Source organism: Flavobacterium procerum (assembly GCF_042431625.1).
GTDB lineage: Bacteria > Bacteroidota > Bacteroidia > Flavobacteriales > Flavobacteriaceae > Flavobacterium > Flavobacterium procerum.
In genome coordinates, this window is record NZ_JBHLYW010000002.1 from 115596 (window position 1) to 136833 (window position 21238).

Consider the following 21238-nt stretch of genomic DNA (forward strand, 5'->3'; position numbering starts at 1 on the left):
TTAATGCTCAGTCTAACTCCAGAATTGAAAACTTTGACCGAAACGAGACTGAACACTAAATACTGAAAACTGTGAACTAATTTAAGACTTACTGAAAATTTCTTTCAATTTAGATTGAAGCTCTGCTTCTCTCAAATTTTTAGCTACAATTTTTCCGTCAGGTCCAATTAAGTAATTTGTTGGAACCATTTTTACACCGTATAAAACAGCAGCTTCATTCTGCCATCCTTTTAAATCTGAAACATGCGTCCAAGTTAAACCGTCTTTTTCAATTGCTTTTTCCCAAAGATTTTTTTTGTCATCAAGAGAAACTCCCAAAACATCAAATCCTTTATCGTGATACGTTTTGTAAGCCAAAACCACATTTGGATTTTCTTTACGGCACGGTCCGCACCAGCTTGCCCAGAAATCTACCAAAACATATTTTCCTTTGTAATCTGATAATTTCACCGTTTTTCCACTAACATCGGTTTGAGAAAACTCAGGAGCTGTAACGCCAATTGCTGTTTTTTCGTTCAAATCGATAGAAGCTTTCAATTTTTTCCCATAAAACGATTTTTGGATTTCTGGAGATAAAATCGCGTAATATTCTTTTACTTTTTCAGGAGTTCCATAAGAGACAATTCGGTCTTCGATTACTAAGGCTCCTCCTAAATTGTCTTTATTTTTTCTGATGAATTTATCTGTAAGGTCATCCGCGAAAGCGCCAAGATCTTTCCATTTTTTATCCATCATGGTTTGCTGTTCTGAAGTCAATTTTACTTTTCCTCCTTGAGTCAACGAATCAGATAATTTGTAAATCGGACCAGCAACTCCTTGTATTTTTTTGAATTCGTTATCGTAATACGATTTGTAGAATCCGTTTTGTGAAGCTCCGGTTATTTTCCCTGTAAACATAGAATCCTTTTTGGCTTCTAGTTTGATGTCTTCATTATCTAAAATAAAATAGGTTCCGTAATCCTGTCCTTTGATTTTAACAGTATGAAGCAAAGGCTCTGCAACTTTTCCGTTGAATGTAAAAACGCCATCTTTTACGGCAGCAGAATCGATGATTTTTTTATCTCCTTTTTCATCTGCATATTCTAGATAAACGGTTCCTTTATCTAATCCGGTAATATTTCCGTTAATTGTATATCCTTCTTTCTTTGAACAAGAAATGATTGTGGTTGAAAGTGCTAACGCCAGCAAACCTTGTTTTAAAATGGTATTTTTCATGTGTTATTTTTTATTTATTTGGACTGCGATGTCTTTTTTTATTTTCTATTTTTTCAGCAAACAAGTACTGAACACTAAAAACTGAATACTGATTACTAAGAAATCTAAGATTTCAGAAGTTCTTTCAGTTTTGCTTCTAATTCTGGACCTCTTAAATTATCGCCGATAATTACACCTTTACTATCAACCAAATAAGTTGCCGGAATTGTCTTTACATTGAATGCCTTACTTACTTTGTCGTCATCATATAAATTCGGCCATTTCATGTTTTCTTGCTCTAATGCCTTTAGCCACGCTTTCTGATCTTTATCAATAGAAATGCTCAAAACTTCAAATCCTTTTTCTGCATAAGACTCGTAAGCATTTTTCAGATTTGGAATTTCTTTACGGCATGGTCCGCACCAAGAAGCCCAAAAATCTATCAGAATGTATTTTTTGCCCGAAACAATATCTTTTACACTTTTAGAATTTCCGTCTTTATCATTTAATTTGAAATTTGCTACATTGGTACCAACAAGAGATTTCGGATTTATTTCCTTGTCAACCAATTGTCCGTAATAGCTTTTTTTTGCTGCATCGGAGAATTGTTCGTACAATGGCTTTTGGTCTGGCGTTAAGTACGAAAACTGCGTCATCATAAAAAATGGTCCCCACCAATTTGTTTTGTGTCTTGCTACAACATCTGTAGTCAATTTTTCAACTTTTGTGAAAAAAGCTTTTTCATCTGCCTCAAATTTTTTCCAAACCGGAAGATTTTGAAGTGAATCTAATTTTTTAGTGTTTGTTTCTTTTCTTGCTGCCCCTATTAAACTGCTTAATTCATCTGATTCTTTAGTATGATAATCCCTATAATCTCTTTCTAGTTCATCTCTGAAAGCTGTTTCTTTTTTATAATAATTATGTGATTTTGAACCTGTAACAGTAACATTTTTAAAATAAATATATTCTCCTTCCTGAGTAGAAATTGAACAATCAGCCGTCACTTTTATTTTAGCATTTTCAGCCATCACTGAAATATTGCCTTTGTCTTTACCAAAAATGATGTAGAAAAAACGGGGTTCATTTAATTTACCAGTAAAGGTAAATCTACCGTCTTTAATTGTTGTTTCTGCGACCGGCAACTCAGAAGAATGTGTTGCTCCAGGAATTAATTTTACAGTCATCCCATCAGTAAGTCCTGTAATAGTTGCGTCAATTGTATAAGATGTAGCTGCAGAAGCCGTTGTTTTTTTCTTTTGTGCGATACTGTTGTTCGAAATTGTAAACAGACAGATGCACAACACTACTATTTTATATTTAGTTATGTTCATTTTGATTGACATTTTTTTTTAAGCTTCCATTTCGGAGTTCCTAATCAGGAAGCCTTTAAGTTATTATTATTTGTCTACGTTTTGTGTAATGGTTCCGTTTCCTGGATTTTGCGTTGCTCCTTGCGGGAAAGGCATTGTCCACAAATAAGAATCTGATGCTAAGCTGTAATTTGTTCCCTCTACAGTTTTTGTTAAACTAACTTTATAAACTCCTTCTGCATTTAAGCGGCGTGCATCTGCAAAAGGAATCAATGTATTAATAAGTTCATTGTTCTTTGTTCTGAAAATAGCATTAAGAGCTGTTGTTTTATCCGCAGTTGAAATATCTTGGTACGATGCCGGAAGAATACGGGTTTTACGAACTGTATTCAATACATTTAATGCATCGCTTATCTGATTAGCACGGGCAAGGCATTCTGCTTTAATCAGGTAAACTTCAACTGTTGTAATTCCTCCAAAATTAAACATGCCGGACAAAGTTGTTCTGTAATAATTCTCTGAACCAACAGTAATAGGTTTCCAACGTGACTTAAATTTAACATCATTCGTTTCAAAATGCTGTGCGCGCTCAACCGGAATATTAAATTCTCTTGACAGGTAGTAAATAGAGCCATGTCTAAAAGTATAATTCTCTACATAATTGTATCCCATCGGAGATGCAGTAGCTGTATATGAATTCGGAACATCAATAATTGCTTTATTGGTATTGTAATAACCAACCCAGTCATACAGCCTATTGTTTTCAGCCAAAGCAAGATCAGCATATTTTAAAGCCTCTGAATAATTATTCATCTGCAGATAAACACGTGAATAAAAAGCATAACCTGCACCTAGATTAGGATGTAAAGCCGTTTGGGAAACTTTCGGCAGATAAGGCAATGCTTCTTTAACATCATTCAAAATAAAATCATACATTTCCTGAATGGTTAACTGTTTACTAGGTGCATTAATATCAGCACTGGTAATCAAAGGAACAGATAATTTTGTACCTGCAGTCGATGCAGTATAAGTATCTGCATAAAAGTTAGCTAAATTGTAGTAACTCATTGCTCGAAGCACTTTGGCTTCAGCCCATACAATTCTTCTTTGTTCATCTGTAGCTTCAGTAGCTGTTAATGCATTAGCAATAATTAAATTAAAGCTTGAAATTCCTGCATAACTTCTATAATAAGTAATTTCATCTCCCTGATTTAATTGAATGCGGTCAGCAGTTTCATCCCACATATAATTAGCTTTCGTCAATCTGTCGCCTGATAAATTAGCAACTGTAACATAATTGTCATTCAATAAATTTAAGGCCTGAGCAACATTTACAATTTGATTTCCATATTCATCCCTTATAAATGCTTCAAAATCGGCCAAGGTTGTTGGTGTTTTAGAACCTTTTGGAACATCATCCAAATAATCGTTGCAAGAAACAAAAGTCAATCCTAAAGCCAATAAACATGCTAGTTTTTTATATATATTTTTCATAGTCTAGTCTTTAAAAATTAGAAATTAACATTTACCCCCAGTACAAAACTTGGAGACTGGTAACCATTCAACATGTATTTTGCATCACTGCTTTTAGCCCATGTATAAACATTTTCTGCATTCAGATTGAAGCGTATATCATCTAAGTTTATTTTTCTAGTTAATGTCTTTGGCATTTGATAACCAAATGAAATATTGCTTAATCGCACATTTGAAGCATCCAGAATGTTAATATCTGCATAACGGTAAATATCTCGAGAGTCATAACTAAAATCAGATTCATACTCGTATACTACACGCGGAATATTCGTGAATGCCTCATCTCCCGGTTGCTGCCATCTGTTCACTATACTTTTATTTACAACGGCAATATCAGTTACATAGGCTCCCAAAGCACCTGAATAATTGTTATTTAGCATTGGTAAAAAGGTATTTCTAACCTTATGCCCTAACTCATATATAAACAATGCCGAAAGTGAAAAGTTTTTATAAGATACCGACGTGTGAAACGACCCACTGTGAGTAGGGACTGTTGATCCATAATCTTCAATAGCTTCTAAATCGGCAGGATTATAAATTACAGCAGTTCCCGATGCATCATAAACCTGAGGTAGGCCAGTGTTGCTTAAACCTGCCCATTTGTAACCGTAAATAGAATTATAATTATTGCCAACTCGAGGATAAGCATATGGAACATCCAACTGTAGATAAGAGACAGGAGCTACTACGTTTACATAATCTACTTTATTTTTGTTATTAGCATATAAAACCGAAGCATTCCATGAGAACGAAGGCGTTTTGACAATTGTACCATTTAAACTAATCTCAAAACCTTTGTTGGTCATTTCTCCGTTGTTTATCGTATAAGTGCTGTATCCAAACCCCTCGGTTGGAATACCAACGCTGCTGGCCAATAAATCCTGGCCTTTTTTGTTATAAAAATCAAATGTCCCGTTTAATCTCCTATTAAATATTGAAAAGTCTAACCCAACATTGGTTGTTGTCGTTTTTTCCCAAGACAATTCAGGGTTTGGTCTTGAACCAACAGCTCCCTGATTACCACCGACATTTGGATTAGCATAGTAGTATGCAGTTAAATAAGGTGCAGAATCTTTGGCTACATTTCCACCTATACCGTAAGAAGCACGAAGTTTAAGCGCGTTTACCCATGAAGCTGCAAAGAATGATTCTTTTTCAATATTCCATCCCGCACCCACAGACCAAGTCGGCTTATTTTGGTATTTGTTGTCAGTGCCCCAAAGGTTCGAACGATCCCAACGTAAACTACCTGATAGCGAATATTTTCTATCGTAGGTATATCCTCCTGTACTGTAAAAAGAAATATAACGATTTAGAAATTCTTTCTCTGCAGAAAAATTGTTTATGCTCATATAACCCCCAAATACTGACCCGTAGACATTAAGCAGATTAGCCTGATTAATCGGAGTAAATGAAAGCGTCTGCTCATCCCAGCCATAACGCGTATCATCTCTATACTCTGTTTTGTTGTGACGTACTTCCATACCAGCAATCGCTGACACATCATGTTTATTATTAAACACCTTATCAAAATTTAGCTGCTGGCGGAAATTATAAGCATTGGTGAACTGATTGGTTTCTTTTAAAATATCTCCATAAGGTAGATTGTAAACTGCAGCGTTATTAGCTATAGTTACCATTCCGTTTACCTGATTTCTAACACTGAACGATTCTTTTTCTCTTAAAAAATTAGTTCGGTCAACACCATATTCATACTGAAACATCGCATTATAAGTAAGTGTTTTGCTGAATTTTATGTTGAACTTAGCAAAGGTTCTATTCATGAAATTTTTAGTCTCGCTCACATTTCTTCTCAGCTCTTCCATTGGTGTTACATCCATGCTGTACAAACCGTAATTCTGCATAGACTGAAGCGTAAAATTATTGTAGCGAGAAGCTGCTGTCGATGTAAAATAAGAACCATCATCATTAATCAATTGATTATAAGGCTGATATTTAAACCCAGGAATTAATGGGGCATAAGTTTGTAAATCCCCTTTACCAAAGCTGACAAAAGTTCCTAAATCTAAAGACAGCCAGCTGGTAATTTCTGTTGAGTTTTTCAAATTAATCCCAACCGATTCGTTCTCCGAATATATATCTTCTAATTTGTTGCTCTTATAAGTTAAAGAGGCATTAAAACTGTTACTCTCAGAAGCTTTTCCTAAACTAATATTGTGCTGCGTAAAAAACTGGTCTCGTTTAGCATATCTCGCAACATCATCATAATATCTATATCCTTGGGCAGACAGCCTATTTAATTGATTATCTGCATCTGTCTGTGAAATAGTCCCAGCATAACCTCTTAAAATAGTATTCATTCCCAGACTTGTAAAAGCGGCGTTATTAAGCAATGACTGCGCATAGGCACCTGCACCTGCCCCCTGAAGATTTGGGTTTCCAGTGGCCCATCCTCTTTCTAAACCAATAATATCAGCTGAATCAGTAAGATTTCCTGTATAATTTCTATATGGAGTGACAGTCAAATTCGTTGAAACCGAAATATTCATTCTTCCTGCCTTTGCTTTTTTAGTTGTAATTACCACAACGCCGTTCGCCGCACGCGCTCCGTAAATTGACGAAGCCGCTGCATCTTTAAGAACCGTAATAGTTTCAATATCTTCTAAGTTCAAATTGGGAAGTCCTTCCTCAAGATTGTAATTCTCTGTAAATTTTGTATTTTCAACAGGAAAACCGTCAATTACATACATAGGTGTTGTTAAACCTCTCATAGAAGTGGTTCCTCGTATTTTTCCTCCTTGATAACCAACAACACGCCCTTCTAAAATTTTATCTAAACTGCTTAAACGCTGTTCTTTAAAATCGGAAGATTTTAATTTTGAAAAAGATCCGGTAGCCTGCTCAGCTGAAATATTCTGATACCCCGTCGTCAATACAACTTCTCCTAACTGCTGAACATCTTCTTTAAGAACAACATTGATTACGCTTCTTCCTTCTACTTTAATTTCCTGCCTAACATATCCCAAATAAGCAAAAGCCAAAGTTGTTTCGCTGCTTACTGCAATAATCTGGTATTCACCATTAAAATCGGTATTTACTCCTCTTCCTGAGCCATTATCAGAAATTGCAGCACCTACCAACGGCATTCCTTTCTCATCGGTAACACGGCCTTTTACTATAAAATCGGCTTCTTCTTTTTTTACTTCCGACGCCTTTTGTACTGGAGGCTGTTTGGATATCAAAACAACATGATTTCCAGATACTTTGTAATCTGTACCAGTATCTTTAAAAATCGTACTTAAAACTGCTTCTATAGAAGCGTTATTAATATTAACATCAATTACTCTGTTTAAATCCACTGATCTTACATTGTAAACAAATCTGTAATTGGTAGTATATTCAAGTTTTTCCAGTGCTTTTGCAACTGTCATATTATTGGCGCTGAAAGACATTTTTGCTTTTTGCGAATACGACACTCCCGCATGCATAACCGATAATGTAGTTATTAGTAATAATGTGGTCAATTTCATTTTCAAATCAAATTTCACAAAAGGTTTGTCGAACCTGATTGTGTTCAAGAGTTTTTTCATACTTTTAAAATGTTTTTTAATGTTGGTTGGTTAATTAACTGACCGCATTTACCCACCGGAAAATGTTGGCGCATTTTCCGGTTTTTTTTATAAATAACGATCCCTTTCTTTTCTGGGGTTTGTTACATAGGCTTTTTTTATTTTAGATTTCTGACTTTAGATTTTAGATTTTTTCTAAACTAATCTCTATATTCTATATTCTATATTCTATATTCTATATTCTCTACTTAATCCTGATTTTATCCCTATCAATATCATAATCAATTTTGTAGCTGTCGCTGAAATATTTCAGTACTACTTCTATCGGTTCGTTATCAAAACGGGCGTTAAAAACTTCTTTTTCAAGCATTTTATTTTGGTTTATAAAAGTCACGTTATAATGACGTTCCAATTTTCTGATAATCTGTCCGAACGATTCATTCTTAAAGACCAAGCTTCCTTTTACCCAATCGGTATAATAATCGGTATTGACTTGTTCTGTTGTTATTGAGGTTTGCCCTTTTAGATTCGAACCTTTAAATCCTGGTTTTAAGAAAACCTTCTCCTTGTCATCTTTATAAAGTGACACTTTTCCTTCAACCAAAACAACATCAGTGCTTATACTTTCATTATACGTATTCACATTAAACTTAGTTCCCAAAACTTCTACATTTACTTCTTGCGTATTTACTGTAAACGGATGTTGTTTGTCTTTGCTCACCTCAAAATATGCCTCACCTGTCAGCGAAACTTGTCTGTTTTGGTTTTCTAAAAACTGAACCGGATAAGTCAATGACGTTCCAGCATTTAAATAAACAATTGTACCGTCTGAAAGCTGTACTTCAAACTTTTTACCATACGGAATTCGTAATGTATTGTAGACCGCTTTACCATTTGTTAATGAATGAACATAAACCAGCCTGTTTTTTTCCAGTTTTCCAATAATATTTCCGTCACTATCGGTAATATTTTTTATCTCAGACGAATCAATATCTTGTGAAAATTTATTTCCAGACTGCAATACGATTGCATCTTCTCTCGGAATGACTGTATTTTGCTTTGATGCCGTCAGGTTGTTTGAATTTTTATAAAAATAAAACCCGCCCAGCGCCACAATCAAAATGGCGGCATATTTATAATAAGATGAAAATCTGCGTTTGTAAAAAACATTATTTTCCTGCTCCATTTTTTCTGAAAGCTGTTTTCTCACTTCCGCAGAATCAAAATTGTTCATTACAGTATCTATTGCGTAATTGGTTTTTACAAAATCCTTAAACACAATTTGATTTTCATCTTCTTTTAACCACTCCGTCAGTTCTTCTATTTCATCTTTTGAGGCTTGATTTGTGATAAATTTCACAATTAGTTGCTCTGACTTTTTCACTGTCATTTTCGTTATTTTTAATATTATTACGAAGCCAAAAAACAAAACCCTAACAATTTGATAAAGTTTTTTTGATTTCGCTGATTTTTTTATTTTTCACAAGTCTTTTCTTTCAATAAACACTACTAATTTTATAGAAATTAAAGAGTAAAATGATTTGTCTAAGATTTTTCACTCTTCATATTTGTAATAAATTTCAAATAGAAAAGAAAAAAAGAACCGTTTTTATTGAAAATAACACCCCTTTTTAAGCTCAAAAACTATAAATTAATATATTTGTTTATATGAAGTTTGATGATTACAGCGATAATAACCTCCTAATCGAGTCTCTTAGAAACGGAGACGAGAGCGCTTATACGTATCTTATTGATACCTATCATCATAAACTATGCGTTTATGCCAACAGTTTGGTGAAAAATGTTTACAGCGCCGAAGACATCGTGCAGAATGTTTTTATTAAGGTTTGGGAACAGCGCGGCAGATTAAAAACGGATCATGCCTTAAAAAGTTTTCTTTACAAACTGGTCTACAACGAGTTTATCGATTTGTATCGAAAAAATCAGTCTTTGTTTTCATTAGAAAAATCATATCATGATGCTTTAAACGGCATTATTCAGGAAGACGATGCTGAATCTTTTCAGAGAATTCTAAATGCTGTCAATAAGGAAATTCAGAATCTGCCTCCAAAATGCAAAGAAGTTTTTATTTTGAGTAAAAAAGAAGGTTTGACGAATATCGAAATTGCCGAACATTTAGACGTTTCAATCAAAACGGTTGAGGCACAGATTACAAAAGCATTTTCTATTCTGCGTATCTCTCTCGAAGAAAAAATAAAAAATGTGTTGTTTCTTTTGTTTTCCTTTAAAAAAAAATTCAGACTAAATAATTAATCTGAATTTTCCTTTTTATTGTTTCAAAGAATAAGTCTTCACTTCTTCAAATCGTCTTGATACTTAATTCTGTTTCATTAATTCTTCCTCCAATTGGAATTCAACAACAGGTGTTTTCATGTCATGGTAAAAAAGCACACTCCAATTTTGTTCTTTTGCTTCTTGCTCCCATTTTTTTCTTGATGCCATCGCTCGCTTTCCGTCAAAATCTGTCTTGTAAGCAACAGGAATTTTTAAATATGCTTTCTGCGGTAAATCGTCGGCTCCGTAAAATACAATTTCGTTGTCGGCTTTAATCCAGAAAACTTGATGAAATTGAGTATGTCCAGCCGAAACTTCGAAGAAAATCTCGTCTGTAATGTTTCCGCTGTCTTGATTTAGCAATTCGACATTGGGTAATTTTTCAAGCTGATTTAATAGTTCAGGAACATAAGACGGATTTTGCAATTGCTGTAGCGCAAAATCTATTTCTCGTTTTTGAATGTAAATCTTAGCATTTGGGAAATTTTGAACGAAATGATTTTCTTCAAAATAACCAATACCTTCAATATGATCTTTATGCAGATGCGAAACCAAAATTTTGGTAATCTGCTCCGGTTCGATATTACTTTTTCTTAGAATTTCATAAATAAACGGAACGCCGTTATTGACAAATCCTAAACCGAAATCTAGTAAAACAACGTCATTATCAGTAATAACAACAAAAGGCTGAATGGCCATTTTTAAGCCAGAATCGATTGTTTCATCAGTCAAAAGCTGGAATTCTTTTTGAGAATTGGCTATGTAATTTCCTTCCTGTAAAGCTATAATTTTCATTTTGTCTTGCTTTCAATTTTTCAATAAAACAAAGTTCTTAAGAATTTATATATTTGTAAAACCTTATTTTTCGATATAATCAATCGATAAAACCGATTTAGAAATGGAACTCCGACAGCTTAAATATTTTTTGAAAGCAAAAGAATTACTAAATTTTACTGAAGCTGCCACTGCACTTTACATCAGCCAAAGTACGCTATCACAACAAATAAAACAGTTGGAAGATGAATTACAAGTTCTTCTTTTTAACCGAATCGGAAAGAGAATTACGCTGACTGAAGCCGGAGCATTGTTTGCCGTTTATGCGCAACAATCTGTCAAAAAAGCTTCTGATGGACTGGAATTATTGAAAGATTTGAATAATCTTGAAACCGGAAAAGTAGCAATCGGCGTGACATATGCCTTGCGTCATGTGGTTACAAAAGCGCTGATTTTGTTCAGCTCCGACTATCCCAAAATCCATTTCGAAATTATCTTCGGAACTTCACAAGAATTAATTCATAAACTAAATCACTTTCAACTTGACGTAATTCTGACCTTTGAAGAAATTGCTTCTGAAGCACATTTTAAGTATCTGGAATTGTTTACATCTCCAATGGCTTTGGTGACCTCATCTGAAACTTCTTTAAAAAATAAAAAGACCATTTCGCTCGAAGAAATCAGCACACTACCTCTTGCAATGCCTGCGGGTGGTTTCAGTACGACACAATTTATTAGCAAAGCTTTTGAAAAAAGTAATCTACATCCAAAAGTTACGATTGAAATAAACGATATTCCAACCTTGCTTGAATTAATTAAAACGGGAAAATGGCATACGATTTTAACGAAAACTACAATCGAAAACGAAAAAGATTTGTACGCAATTCCGATAAGCGGTAAAAACATGACGCGAACTGCAATGCTTATTTCTTTGAAGGAAGTTTATGAGAAAAAAGCAGTTACTGTGTTTTTGAAAATGTTAGTGGAGAATTTGAAGTGATACTTTTGTTAGGCTTAAAGAATTTCTCGCAAAGGCGCTAAGTCGGTAAGTTTTTTTTCTTCAGAAATAACTTTGCGCCTTAGCGTCTTTACGAGATTAAAATAAATTTATCACAACTCTGCTTCAAAATTGGCAGAGAACTTGAAAAAAATGCTTTTCATTCAGCTTAGAAAAAATTCTCGCAAAGGCGCTAAGTCGGTAAGTTTTTTTTTCTTCAGAAGTAACTTTGCGCCTTAGCGTCTTTACGAGATTGAAATAAATTTATCACAACTCTGCTTCAAAATTGGCAGAGAACTTGAAAAAATGCTTTTCATTCAGCTTAGAAAAAATTCTCGCAAAGGCGCTAAGTCGGTAAGTTTTTTTTTCTTCAGAAGTAACTTTGCGCCTTAGCGTCTTTGCGAGATTGAAATAAAAAATTTACCTCAACTCCACCTCAAAAGGAGAAGCAGGCAATTTTTCCTTATTATATAAATTAGCATCAACAGGATTATCAGCCCAAGCGTAACGCACTTTTACAGGATTTGAAATTGCCTCATTCCAAACTACAACTTTATCGCCTTCAATAACTGCTTTTGCCCAGACAAATTTACCGTCGATTCCTGCAATGGCGAATTCTTTCAACTCACTTCCGTTTTTGATTTGCAATCCTGTTCCAATATCAGAAAAACTCAAAATCAGTTTATTTCCATTCTTTTTTATCGATTGAAAAATCGGGCCAGAAGCCACTACATTTTTATCTCCATAAACCCATTTTCTTGCTTGAAGCGCTAATCTTTTCCCAACATCATATTTGTCTAAAGGATGAATATCGTTCCATTCGCCTAAATCAATTGTTATAGCCAACCCTGTATTCTGGACTTTCAGCATATTTAATTGTTGCTGTCTTAAAGCTGCCCAATTACTTTCAACAGGTTCTAATTTTGGTTCCATGAAATTTGGAAGCTGCACTAATAAAAACGGCAGTTTTTCCTGTTTCCATAACGTACGCCAATTCGCAATTAAAGTTTCCATTAAAGCACCATATTCAGATGGCTTTTTAGTATTGGATTCGCCTTGATACCATAAAACACCTTTTATAGGATATTCTTTGAGTGGTGCAATCATGGCATTGTAAAGTCCAACAGGTTTCCAGCGTACGAAAGTCTGTCCCGGAAGCGGCTCCATTTTTGAGCCTAATTTGTATTTCCAATCTCCTTTTAAATCGATTGTTTTGTCGCCTACAATCAGCTCATACGGTTTGTCGGTTACGAAACCTCCTTTTCCTGAGTTGCTGATAATTCGAATGGTGATTTCGTTTTTTCCTTCTTTTAAAACATTGGCATTAAAAGAGTAAATTCTTGGCGGATATTGATACGAAGTCGTTCCAACAAAATGTCCGTTTACAAAAACGGAATCGGCATCTATAATTCGGCCTAAAATCAATTTTGCCTGATTTTCTTTTACTTTTTCAAGCATAAAATCTTTTTTAAACCAAACCGAACCGTTTGTTTTTCCGAGTTCGCCATCTGCCCAATAACCCGGAATTTTCATCGTAGGCCAATCGGAAATAGCTACTGAATTTGCCCATTTATTTTTGAGTCCGATGTCGGTACTGTTTACTAATTTATACCATTCTGAACTGACTTTACGATCATTTTCGTCAATTTGTTTTTCGAGTTTTCCATCTTTAAATTTTAAAAATTCCTGATAATATTCGGGAAATTTCTTAATACTTTCTTCGCTGATCCATGATTCTGCGGGAGAACCGCCCAAAGCGCTGTTAATCAATCCGATTGGAACTTTGTACTTTTCGTAAATTTCTAAAGCAAAGAAATAACCCACTCCTGTAAACTGCAAAACGTTTACGGGATTTGCTTCGACCCACGAACCAGTCGAAAAATCATTTCTTTCTTTTTCGAAATAATATTCGTCGGGAACTAAAAATTGTCGGATTTTAGGATTAGAAGATTTTGTAATTTCTTCTTTGTATTTGTCTTTGATGCGATCCATAGGAAGCTCCATATTCGATTGTCCCGAACATAGCCAGACATCACCAAAAAGAATGTTTTTGAGTACAATTGTATTCGATGCTTTTAAGGTCATTTCATAAGGCCCACCCGCTTTTTGAGACGGAAGCTGGATTGACCATTTTCCATCTTGAGCCGTTGTTGCTTGGTATTTTTTATGATTGAAATCGAGTTCGATTTTTTCATTTGGCGATGCCCATCCCCAAATATTGACTTTGGTATCACGCTGTAAAACCATTCCATCACTGATAAGTCTTGGAAGTTTTATTTGAGCATTGATTGCAAAGCTTAAAAGAACAGCTAGTAATGTTATTTTGTTTTTCATTTTATATGTTTTTTTTTGCTACAGATTAAACAGATTAACACAGATTATTAAAAAAAATCTTTCTAATCCTTTTAATCTGTGGCTAATTTTTTTTCGCCACGACTCGAGCGATAGCGAACAGGCGAAGCAATTCACAAATTGACACTAATTTTTTATAGTTGTCATCAATTTCACAAATCAAAAAATTCGTGCGATTGCAATATTATATGCAAAGTATGAATTTGTGTAATTTGTGAAATTCGTGGCTAAAAAACCTATTCATAACTATATAATTTTATTTTTTGGATTTCGTAATCACCTACTGAAATTCGTAAATGTCTTCCCTGATGGGTTTGATCTCCGTTAAAATGCCTAATGGTTCTCCATACTTCGTTTTCAAATATTCCTTGATCCGTTTTTAAAATTCCAGCATTTACCTTCTCTTTTAAAGATTTAAAAGTCACCACAATTCCTGAACCTGCAATATAAAATTCGTCTTTTGCAATTTCGATAATAATCGCACTCGACATTGGCCAAACGGGAGCTTTTGCTCCGTCCGACCAATTTAAGGTATAATCGTGTTTGAAAGTGAATTCGTAATCGCCCATTTTAATAATCTGCGTATTATTTTCTTTATCCAACAAGACGCCGTCTATTTTTTTCTGTCCTTTGTATTTTTCAATTACAGGAGTCAGCTGTTTTACTAAATCATAGATTTTTCCTAAAGGTTCTTTTTTAGCATCTGCAACAGATTCTATCGAAAACGGAGAAAAACCAATCGCTTCGTAATGTCCGATTGCATATAAACCTTTAAATGGCGCTGTTTCATCAAAACGATGTTCCGGAATAAACAACGGATCGCCTTGACGCGTAAACAAATCGTTCCACTGTTTGAAAGATGGATTATAGAAATCGGGCGCTAAAAAGTCTATCGAATTTCCTGCTGCTTTCCAAACATCCATAATGTGTGGCAACGGTCCAGCACTTGGATATTGTCCAGGCTTTTTTTCTGGCGCATTTAAAGCTGCGTTTACAAACATCGGAATCGGATAAATATCTTTTCCTGTTTTAGCAATTAAATTGGTAAATTTTGAAAAATACCAAGCCATGAAGATTTCATCTGTATGAAGACCTTTTCCAAAAACTTCTTCCCAGTTTCCTTTGGTTTTAAATCCATTTTTTTTCCAGATTTCTAAAAATTCAGGAACCAAGTTCTCTTTGTTTTTTTCTAAATATTTTATCAAATCCTCTGGAACTGGTTGCTGAAAAGCTGCATTCGCTAAAGGATGATAATCACGAGCTGTTGGCAGCATTCCGATTTCATTTTCAACTTGAATCATGATTACGGTTTGGTCTTTTTGATCGAAATCTTTAATATGTTCCATTAATCTTTTGAAGGCATTCAAATCGGCCTGCAAATTATTTTCGCTGAAAGGCGTCAAAATTTCGTGACTTTTATTTTTATCATCTTTAACTCTTGGATATTTTTTCTGATTAAGTTTTACCCATTCTGGAGCGTGGCTTGACATACTGTTTTTCCATGATCCAAACCATAGAAAAACCAATTTAAGATTTTCTTTTCGTGCGCGAAGAATCAAATCGTCGACCAAAGTAAAATCAAATTTTCCTTCTTCTTTTTCTATGAGTTCCCAGTATATTGGCGTCAAAACGGTATTAAGGTTCATATCAGCCAATTTCGGCCAAATTGTTTCCATACTTTCCATACTGGACGCGGAAGAATTTCCTAATTCGCCGCCTCGAATCAAAAATGGTTTTTCGTTTACAATCAGCTGTGTTTTGTCTCCTTTTTTCTGAAAATGCGGTATTTTGTTTTGGCTGTAGCCGAAATTTATCAGAAGAAAAACTGCTGGAAGAAGGCTTTTTTTTAAGAAACTCATTCTTTATATTTTAAGTTTGAAATTAATTTTTTTGTCTTTTACTTAACAAAAAATTGATTTGTATAAGTTAAGAAAATAAATAATCCATAATACAAACCCATTTAAGGGTTCATACTATGGATCATCACCAACTCTGTTATTTAAGGTTTTACCAACTCACCTGAAAATCCTAAACTAACATCTTTTCCGGCAAGACCGTCTGCTGTTCCTTTGTAAGCATGCTTGCGAGCGTAATTGGCATCCCAAAGGTTTGGAGATTCGTCTGGAAGCCAGAATTCGTGTTCTTTTTCATGATCTGAAACTCCCCAAATAGTGATACCGTACTGCTGTGCCGGTGGAATATGTTTTTTGTACATATCGATTACATATTGATACATTTCTGCCTGCGAAGCTTGTTGTGCAACTGTAGGCGATTTGGTTCCTAATCGAATATCAAGCTCGGAAATTTTAATCAGTTTTCCTGATGCGGCCAGTTTCTGAAACATCTGAACAATTTTCTCTTTATCAGTTGTTAAACCAATATGCATCTGTGTTCCGATTCCATCAACTTTGGCGCCTTGGCTTTCGATGTATTCCACATATTTTATCAATCCTTCGCATTTGTCCAGTCTTGATTCTAAGTTGTAATCGTTTATAAAAAGCTTGTCGCTCTCATTTCCGTTCTGACGAGCTAATTTAAAAGCTTGTACAGCATAGTCTTTTCCAAGATATTTTACCCATGAGAAATAATCTGTAGCTGTATCGCCTTCATTTCCGCTTCTTAAAGTTCCGTCTTCTTTCATTGGCTCGTTAACGACATCCCATGCAAAAACGCTTGTTTTATAGTGGGTCATCATTTTAGAAATCCAGTCTTTCATTGCATCACCGATTATTTTTGTTTTCTCGGCATCGGTTTTGTCGATTGTTATTGGTGGTGTTGGACCACCGGAAACTTCTGTAGTTAAAACCACTTTATCAATAAGATAAGTAGTTGCATACTGCCCAAAATCAAAAATCACTTTTGTAAGATCTGTTTTTGTTGGTTTAATAGTTAGAGAAATAGGCGTCCAAGATGTACCAACACTTAAACCTCCATAATAGTCTGCAGCATTACCAGCTGTATTTTGGGTTTGAACTTGTACTGTCGTTCCTGCTCCCTCGGCCTTAATCATACAAGTAAAGGTATAATTTTGTCCAACTGTTAAAGGTGAACTTAAAGTATAAACCTGCTGAGCACTATAATTGTTTGCTGCTGTTGGGTTTGTAAGTTTCATCGCATATCCTCCATTATATCCTTCTCCATTAGCAGAAATAGATCTTGACGAACCATTCCCCCAACCAGTCCAGCCGTTAAGATTTCCACCTTCAAAATCTCCGTTTGTGATTAAATTAACTGGAGTTGCTGATGCATCAAGATCTACAACTGCCAAAGTATTAGCATCAATCAAATAAGTTACGTTTGGAAGATATCCTAAATCAATATTAAACTGAAAACTTGTGCTTCCTGTTTTGAAATCACTTGGCGCTAATTTAATTTTAACTTGTTGCCATGCAGAAGTTGTGGCAAAAGCTTCTGTCCACGTTCCGCCAGTTGCAAACCAATCTTTATACGGATACTGATTGTTCAATGAAGCGTTGAAGGAAATTCGTCCTTTACCTGCAACATCTGATTTTATGTAAAATGAGATCTCATAATTATGTCCCGCAACGATTGGAACATTCGGAGATGTTAATTGCAAATTGTAAGCTGCAGAAGAGCTTGTACTAGAAGCAAGCTGAATTGCCGCTGAAGTACTAGTCAATCCTGAATTGGCAACCGTTGTAATTCCTTTTCCTGGATTATTTCTGGTCCAGCCTGTAAAAGTTCCTGCTTTAATTGAAGCCAGATCTAAGAGATTTGTACCGCTTGAACCCGGAATTACTGTTGGTGCAATAATACCGTTTAAGTAACTCGCATTTTGGTTAGAATGCCAGATTAAAGTATGTCCGTAAATCTTTAGTCCAGCTTTTTTTGCTTCGGCTACAAAAGCATCAATCGTAGAAAAGTTTATTTCTCCTTTTGAATTCACCATAGCACCGTGTTTCATGGCATAACCCGGAACAACCTCATCAAAATTCTCATTAACGATTTTACGGTACGTTTCGTCGCTCATATACAAATCGACACCAATACCGTTTCCTAAAATAAGGTCGGTATAATTTTTTAAAGGTTCGTAACGGCTGATTTTTTCTCTTAGTTCTAACGGAAGTTCAGCACCAGTTACCGCACCATGCTCAGGGTCTTTTTCCCATTCCATCAGATTGTCATCACAGGCAGAAAACAGCAACAGCGATGAAGCAATTATTGGTAATATTTTGATATATTTCATTTTGGTTTAGGTTTTAGTTAGTTAAAATCATTGTAAACAGGTGTATCCAATGGCACAATTCTCCAATTGTCTGTGTACACTTTTACAGAAGTTGCCTTTGCAGGGAATTCTACTTCGCTTGCATTTCCTGTTACATTTGATAGTTTTATATCCGAATTTTCAAAATAGATTCCGAAATTCTGATATGTTTGCGCTTCACGATAAGCTAATACTGTTTCGAAAGTAAATGCTTCTTTAGACCATGCATAAAATTTGTTTAATGGAATAGTTACTGTTCTCCAGCCTGTGGTCTGAAAAGCCACTGATTTACCGTCTACAATCCATGGAACATAATTGTAAACTGCACCTGTCCATTCTCCTCCATTAAAATTATTTACCATGCATATTTTTAAGAAGCCTGAATCTTTCCATGCATCTGGAACAAAAACATCAAATTGTAAAGCTACTTTATCTAGTGGCGTGTTTGCAGGAATAAAAGGAGTCAATTGCGTTCTCCAGTTATCAACACCAGTTCCTGCTGTCCAAACTTCTGACTGACGAGGTTTATTGGCTTCGAATGCAGGCATACGAGAAGGATGATGCGGTACATATTTTCCTTGAGAAGTGTTTCCTGTTCCTAAGACTGCTGTTTCTAAATCAGTTGGCAAAATCATAGTCGCTCTATCCCACGAACCTTGAGTTCCTCTTCCGTCAAAATTCAATAAAATTCCTCTTTTACAATTAAAATAGGCTGGAGAATACACACCTCCATTTGAAGTCTGAACGAATAATGAACCACCATTGTCTGAAACACCATTAGGCATTGCAACCTTAAAGAATTCACCATCTTCATCTGAAGTAATTCCAGTTGTCACTTCAATATTTCCAGGAAAAATTACTTTGCTCACTTCTGTTAAACCTGTTCCAGAAATTGTAATAGTTTCACCTGCATTTGGCATTGTATTAGAAATATTCGTAATTCCTGGCTTACCAGAACGAATCTCAAAAGGAAATGTAAATTCGTGAGAGTCATTTGCAAAACGAATTGTATTTCTAACCGATGCATCTGCATCTAAAATTGGAGTATCTGCAGAAACATTTACTAGCATCGAATTATCGGATACAAAAACGACATTAAAATACGTAGAATATCCATTGATATACACTTTTTTAAGACCAGTAAAACCAGAACCTTCAATACGCAAAGATTGACCTAATCGGGCAAAACTAACTTCTCTATCTGGTACTGATGAATTAACATCTTCCAAAAACACTTTGGTAATTGTAATTGATCTTCCATCAGCATCATTATTATCACAAGACGTAAACAGCATTCCAAATACCATGATTCCTAAGAATGCGATGGGTGCCCAATACTTTTTATTTAAAATATATTTCATGTTAATCTTTTTTAGATTTGTTTTTTACTTCTAGAATAAATCCTTAATTCTTTCTTCTGTAAACTGATATGGCACCGGATTTTCTCTTAAAAGCGGATTTTGAACCAATTCAGATTCCGGATAAGGAAGAACAAAAATAGTAGCATCAATTACACCAATAGAACGCGGACTGCTGCTTCTTGCAGGATCAATAGATACGGTATTGGTTGGAGTATCATAAAGAATCGGCTGTATCGTTCCTCTATTTTGACCTGTTACATAATTTATTACTTCTTGCTGTTTGTAATAAGCTCTTCTAACTAAATCATACCAATATTGTCCTTCCATTGCTAATTCTACTCTTCTTTCATGAATAATATCAGCATACGTTAAAGTTGTTTTCGGATCAAGTCCAGCGCGAATGCGTAGTTTATTAATACCTTCAAGAGCCATCGCATCTGATGTAGAAGTATTGTTTCCTAAAGCTGCTTCTGCATAGTTTAAATAAACTTCACCCAAACGCAGCATATAAGTATTTAATGCCGAATTCATACGCGAAATTTTAGAATTGTCTTTGGTTGATCCTACCACTCCTTTTTTCACAGTCAAAAATTCTTTGCTGTGATCGACAGTATAACCGCCATTTGCTTTATTAATTTCAGGATAATGATCGTCGTCTGCCATCCAAGTTGATTTACGTCTTAGATCTTTAGATTCGTATTCTTTCAAAACATCATAAGAAGCTCTTGTCCAATAACCCCAAGCGGCATCATCTCCTGTAATATCTGATCCCAAAGCAAAATAAGCTTGCTGAGTATTGGTAACTCCAAATTCACCGTTTGGCACCCATTGAAGCGCAAACATGGATTCGGAATTATTGTTATTTTCAATCATGAATAAATCAGCATAACTGCTCATTAAACTATATGGTCCTGAACTCATTACCTTTTGAGCCGCTTTTTTTGCCAAATCAAGATATTCTTGATTTCGAGCACCGCTGTTTGGATTATCGCTGATTCCGGAATAAGAAAGATAAACACGAGATAACATTCCGAAAGCACTGTATTTTGTTAATCTGCCAGACTGACCAGCAGTTTCAGGAAGATACTTTGCAGCAAATTCTAAATCACGCATTGCAAATTCATAAACATCTTTTAACGGATTCTTATTGACTACCGGATTTTTTACCAACTCTTTTGGATCTGTAGAAATTATGACATCACCCCATAAAGAAGCTAAATACCAATAAGCAGTTCCTCTCATAAAACGCGCCTCGGCGATATATTTATTTTTAATAGATTCGCCTACTGTGCTTCCTGAAATTCCGATTATAACATTGTTTGACTGCTGTACCACATTGTACAATGATCCCCAAGCCGACACTAAAGGACCTGTCAATCCAGTTTCTGTCAAATCTGTAAAAGGATAAACATAATCTGAATAGGGCGCATATAGGTTGTTTGAGCGTCCGTCTCCTAATCCGTAATAGAATTTATCATTAAAATCGAACCAAACTCTATTGTACAACGGACCAGTTGCAGCCTGAAAATCAGATTCTGTTTTATAAAAATTTTCTTTTGTAATGACATCATTTGGTTCAACGTCTAAAATATCGCTGCAACTCGTCCAAACGAATGGCAATGCAATAATTAAAGCCGTATAAAATATTTTCTTTGTTTTCATTTTGC

Annotated in this window: 13 protein-coding genes; 2 read left to right on the plus strand and 11 right to left on the minus strand. The window is 35.0% G+C overall.

The window, feature by feature from the left end; translation table 11 throughout:
* Positions 1 to 81: 81 nt before the first annotated feature.
* The 5 genes from ACFFLS_RS01945 to ACFFLS_RS01965 form a co-directional block, all read right to left on the minus strand.
* On the minus strand, positions 82 to 1215 hold the full coding sequence (locus tag ACFFLS_RS01945; RefSeq protein ID WP_379685451.1) for a redoxin domain-containing protein: 1134 nt from the start codon (positions 1213 to 1215) through the stop codon (positions 82 to 84).
* Between the two features lie 104 nt (positions 1216 to 1319).
* The gene (locus tag ACFFLS_RS01950; RefSeq protein ID WP_379685450.1) at positions 1320 to 2525 is read right to left on the minus strand and encodes a redoxin domain-containing protein; all 1206 of its coding nucleotides are present in this window, start codon (positions 2523 to 2525) and stop codon (positions 1320 to 1322) included.
* Between the two features lie 66 nt (positions 2526 to 2591).
* Positions 2592 to 3998: a RagB/SusD family nutrient uptake outer membrane protein gene (locus ACFFLS_RS01955; protein WP_379685449.1), complete on the minus strand. Its 1407-nt coding sequence runs from the start codon at positions 3996 to 3998 to the stop codon at positions 2592 to 2594.
* Positions 3999 to 4015: 17 nt separating this feature from the next.
* Positions 4016 to 7588 (minus strand): SusC/RagA family TonB-linked outer membrane protein, encoded by a 3573-nt coding sequence (locus ACFFLS_RS01960; protein WP_379685448.1) that lies wholly within the window; start codon positions 7586 to 7588, stop codon positions 4016 to 4018.
* Between the two features lie 223 nt (positions 7589 to 7811).
* On the minus strand, positions 7812 to 8957 hold the full coding sequence (locus ACFFLS_RS01965; RefSeq protein ID WP_379685447.1) for a FecR family protein: 1146 nt from the start codon (positions 8955 to 8957) through the stop codon (positions 7812 to 7814).
* A 278-nt stretch (positions 8958 to 9235) separates the two neighbouring features.
* Between ACFFLS_RS01965 and ACFFLS_RS01970 the strand changes: the two genes are divergently transcribed.
* On the plus strand, positions 9236 to 9841 hold the full coding sequence (locus ACFFLS_RS01970) for an RNA polymerase sigma factor (RefSeq protein ID WP_379685446.1): 606 nt from the start codon (positions 9236 to 9238) through the stop codon (positions 9839 to 9841).
* Positions 9842 to 9904: 63 nt separating this feature from the next.
* On the opposite strand, the gene ACFFLS_RS01975 is transcribed toward ACFFLS_RS01970, so the two are convergent.
* Positions 9905 to 10657, minus strand: coding sequence for an MBL fold metallo-hydrolase (locus ACFFLS_RS01975; protein ID WP_379685445.1), 753 nt, complete (start codon positions 10655 to 10657; stop codon positions 9905 to 9907).
* A 103-nt stretch (positions 10658 to 10760) separates the two neighbouring features.
* Here ACFFLS_RS01975 and ACFFLS_RS01980 point away from each other — a divergent pair, with 103 nt between their 5' ends.
* Positions 10761 to 11636: a LysR substrate-binding domain-containing protein gene (locus tag ACFFLS_RS01980; protein ID WP_379685443.1), complete on the plus strand. Its 876-nt coding sequence runs from the start codon at positions 10761 to 10763 to the stop codon at positions 11634 to 11636.
* Between the two features lie 417 nt (positions 11637 to 12053).
* Here ACFFLS_RS01980 and ACFFLS_RS01985 read toward each other — a convergent pair whose 3' ends face one another.
* The 5 genes from ACFFLS_RS01985 to ACFFLS_RS02005 all read right to left on the minus strand — a co-directional run bounded on the left by ACFFLS_RS01985 (position 12054) and on the right by ACFFLS_RS02005 (position 21233).
* Positions 12054 to 13967: a sialate O-acetylesterase gene (locus ACFFLS_RS01985; RefSeq protein WP_379685442.1), complete on the minus strand. Its 1914-nt coding sequence runs from the start codon at positions 13965 to 13967 to the stop codon at positions 12054 to 12056.
* Positions 13968 to 14221: 254 nt separating this feature from the next.
* Positions 14222 to 15844 (minus strand): GH35 family beta-galactosidase, encoded by a 1623-nt coding sequence (locus ACFFLS_RS01990; RefSeq protein WP_379685441.1) that lies wholly within the window; start codon positions 15842 to 15844, stop codon positions 14222 to 14224.
* A 140-nt stretch (positions 15845 to 15984) separates the two neighbouring features.
* Positions 15985 to 18192: an endo-1,4-beta-xylanase gene (locus ACFFLS_RS01995; protein ID WP_379685440.1), complete on the minus strand. Its 2208-nt coding sequence runs from the start codon at positions 18190 to 18192 to the stop codon at positions 15985 to 15987.
* 17 nt (positions 18193 to 18209) lie between these two features.
* Complete coding sequence (locus ACFFLS_RS02000; RefSeq protein ID WP_379685439.1) at positions 18210 to 19571, minus strand: glycan-binding surface protein; 1362 nt, start codon at positions 19569 to 19571, stop codon at positions 18210 to 18212.
* Positions 19572 to 19601: 30 nt separating this feature from the next.
* Positions 19602 to 21233: a RagB/SusD family nutrient uptake outer membrane protein gene (locus ACFFLS_RS02005; RefSeq protein WP_379685438.1), complete on the minus strand. Its 1632-nt coding sequence runs from the start codon at positions 21231 to 21233 to the stop codon at positions 19602 to 19604.
* Positions 21234 to 21238: the final 5 nt, after the last annotated feature.

Bases quoted from the DNA above. Each gene is read 5' to 3' on its own strand.
- ACFFLS_RS01945 (WP_379685451.1), bottom strand. From the start codon at position 1,215: ATGAAAAATACCATTTTAAAACAAGGTTTGCTGGCGTTAGCACTTTCA.
- ACFFLS_RS01950 (WP_379685450.1), bottom strand. From the start codon at position 2,525: ATGAACATAACTAAATATAAAATAGTAGTGTTGTGCATCTGTCTGTTT.
- ACFFLS_RS01955 (WP_379685449.1), bottom strand. From the start codon at position 3,998: ATGAAAAATATATATAAAAAACTAGCATGTTTATTGGCTTTAGGATTG.
- ACFFLS_RS01960 (WP_379685448.1), bottom strand. From the start codon at position 7,588: ATGAAAAAACTCTTGAACACAATCAGGTTCGACAAACCTTTTGTGAAA.
- ACFFLS_RS01965 (WP_379685447.1), bottom strand. From the start codon at position 8,957: ATGACAGTGAAAAAGTCAGAGCAACTAATTGTGAAATTTATCACAAAT.
- ACFFLS_RS01970 (WP_379685446.1), top strand. From the start codon at position 9,236: ATGAAGTTTGATGATTACAGCGATAATAACCTCCTAATCGAGTCTCTT.
- ACFFLS_RS01975 (WP_379685445.1), bottom strand. From the start codon at position 10,657: ATGAAAATTATAGCTTTACAGGAAGGAAATTACATAGCCAATTCTCAA.
- ACFFLS_RS01980 (WP_379685443.1), top strand. From the start codon at position 10,761: ATGGAACTCCGACAGCTTAAATATTTTTTGAAAGCAAAAGAATTACTA.
- ACFFLS_RS01985 (WP_379685442.1), bottom strand. From the start codon at position 13,967: ATGAAAAACAAAATAACATTACTAGCTGTTCTTTTAAGCTTTGCAATC.
- ACFFLS_RS01990 (WP_379685441.1), bottom strand. From the start codon at position 15,844: ATGAGTTTCTTAAAAAAAAGCCTTCTTCCAGCAGTTTTTCTTCTGATA.
- ACFFLS_RS01995 (WP_379685440.1), bottom strand. From the start codon at position 18,192: ATGAAATATATCAAAATATTACCAATAATTGCTTCATCGCTGTTGCTG.
- ACFFLS_RS02000 (WP_379685439.1), bottom strand. From the start codon at position 19,571: ATGAAATATATTTTAAATAAAAAGTATTGGGCACCCATCGCATTCTTA.
- ACFFLS_RS02005 (WP_379685438.1), bottom strand. From the start codon at position 21,233: ATGAAAACAAAGAAAATATTTTATACGGCTTTAATTATTGCATTGCCA.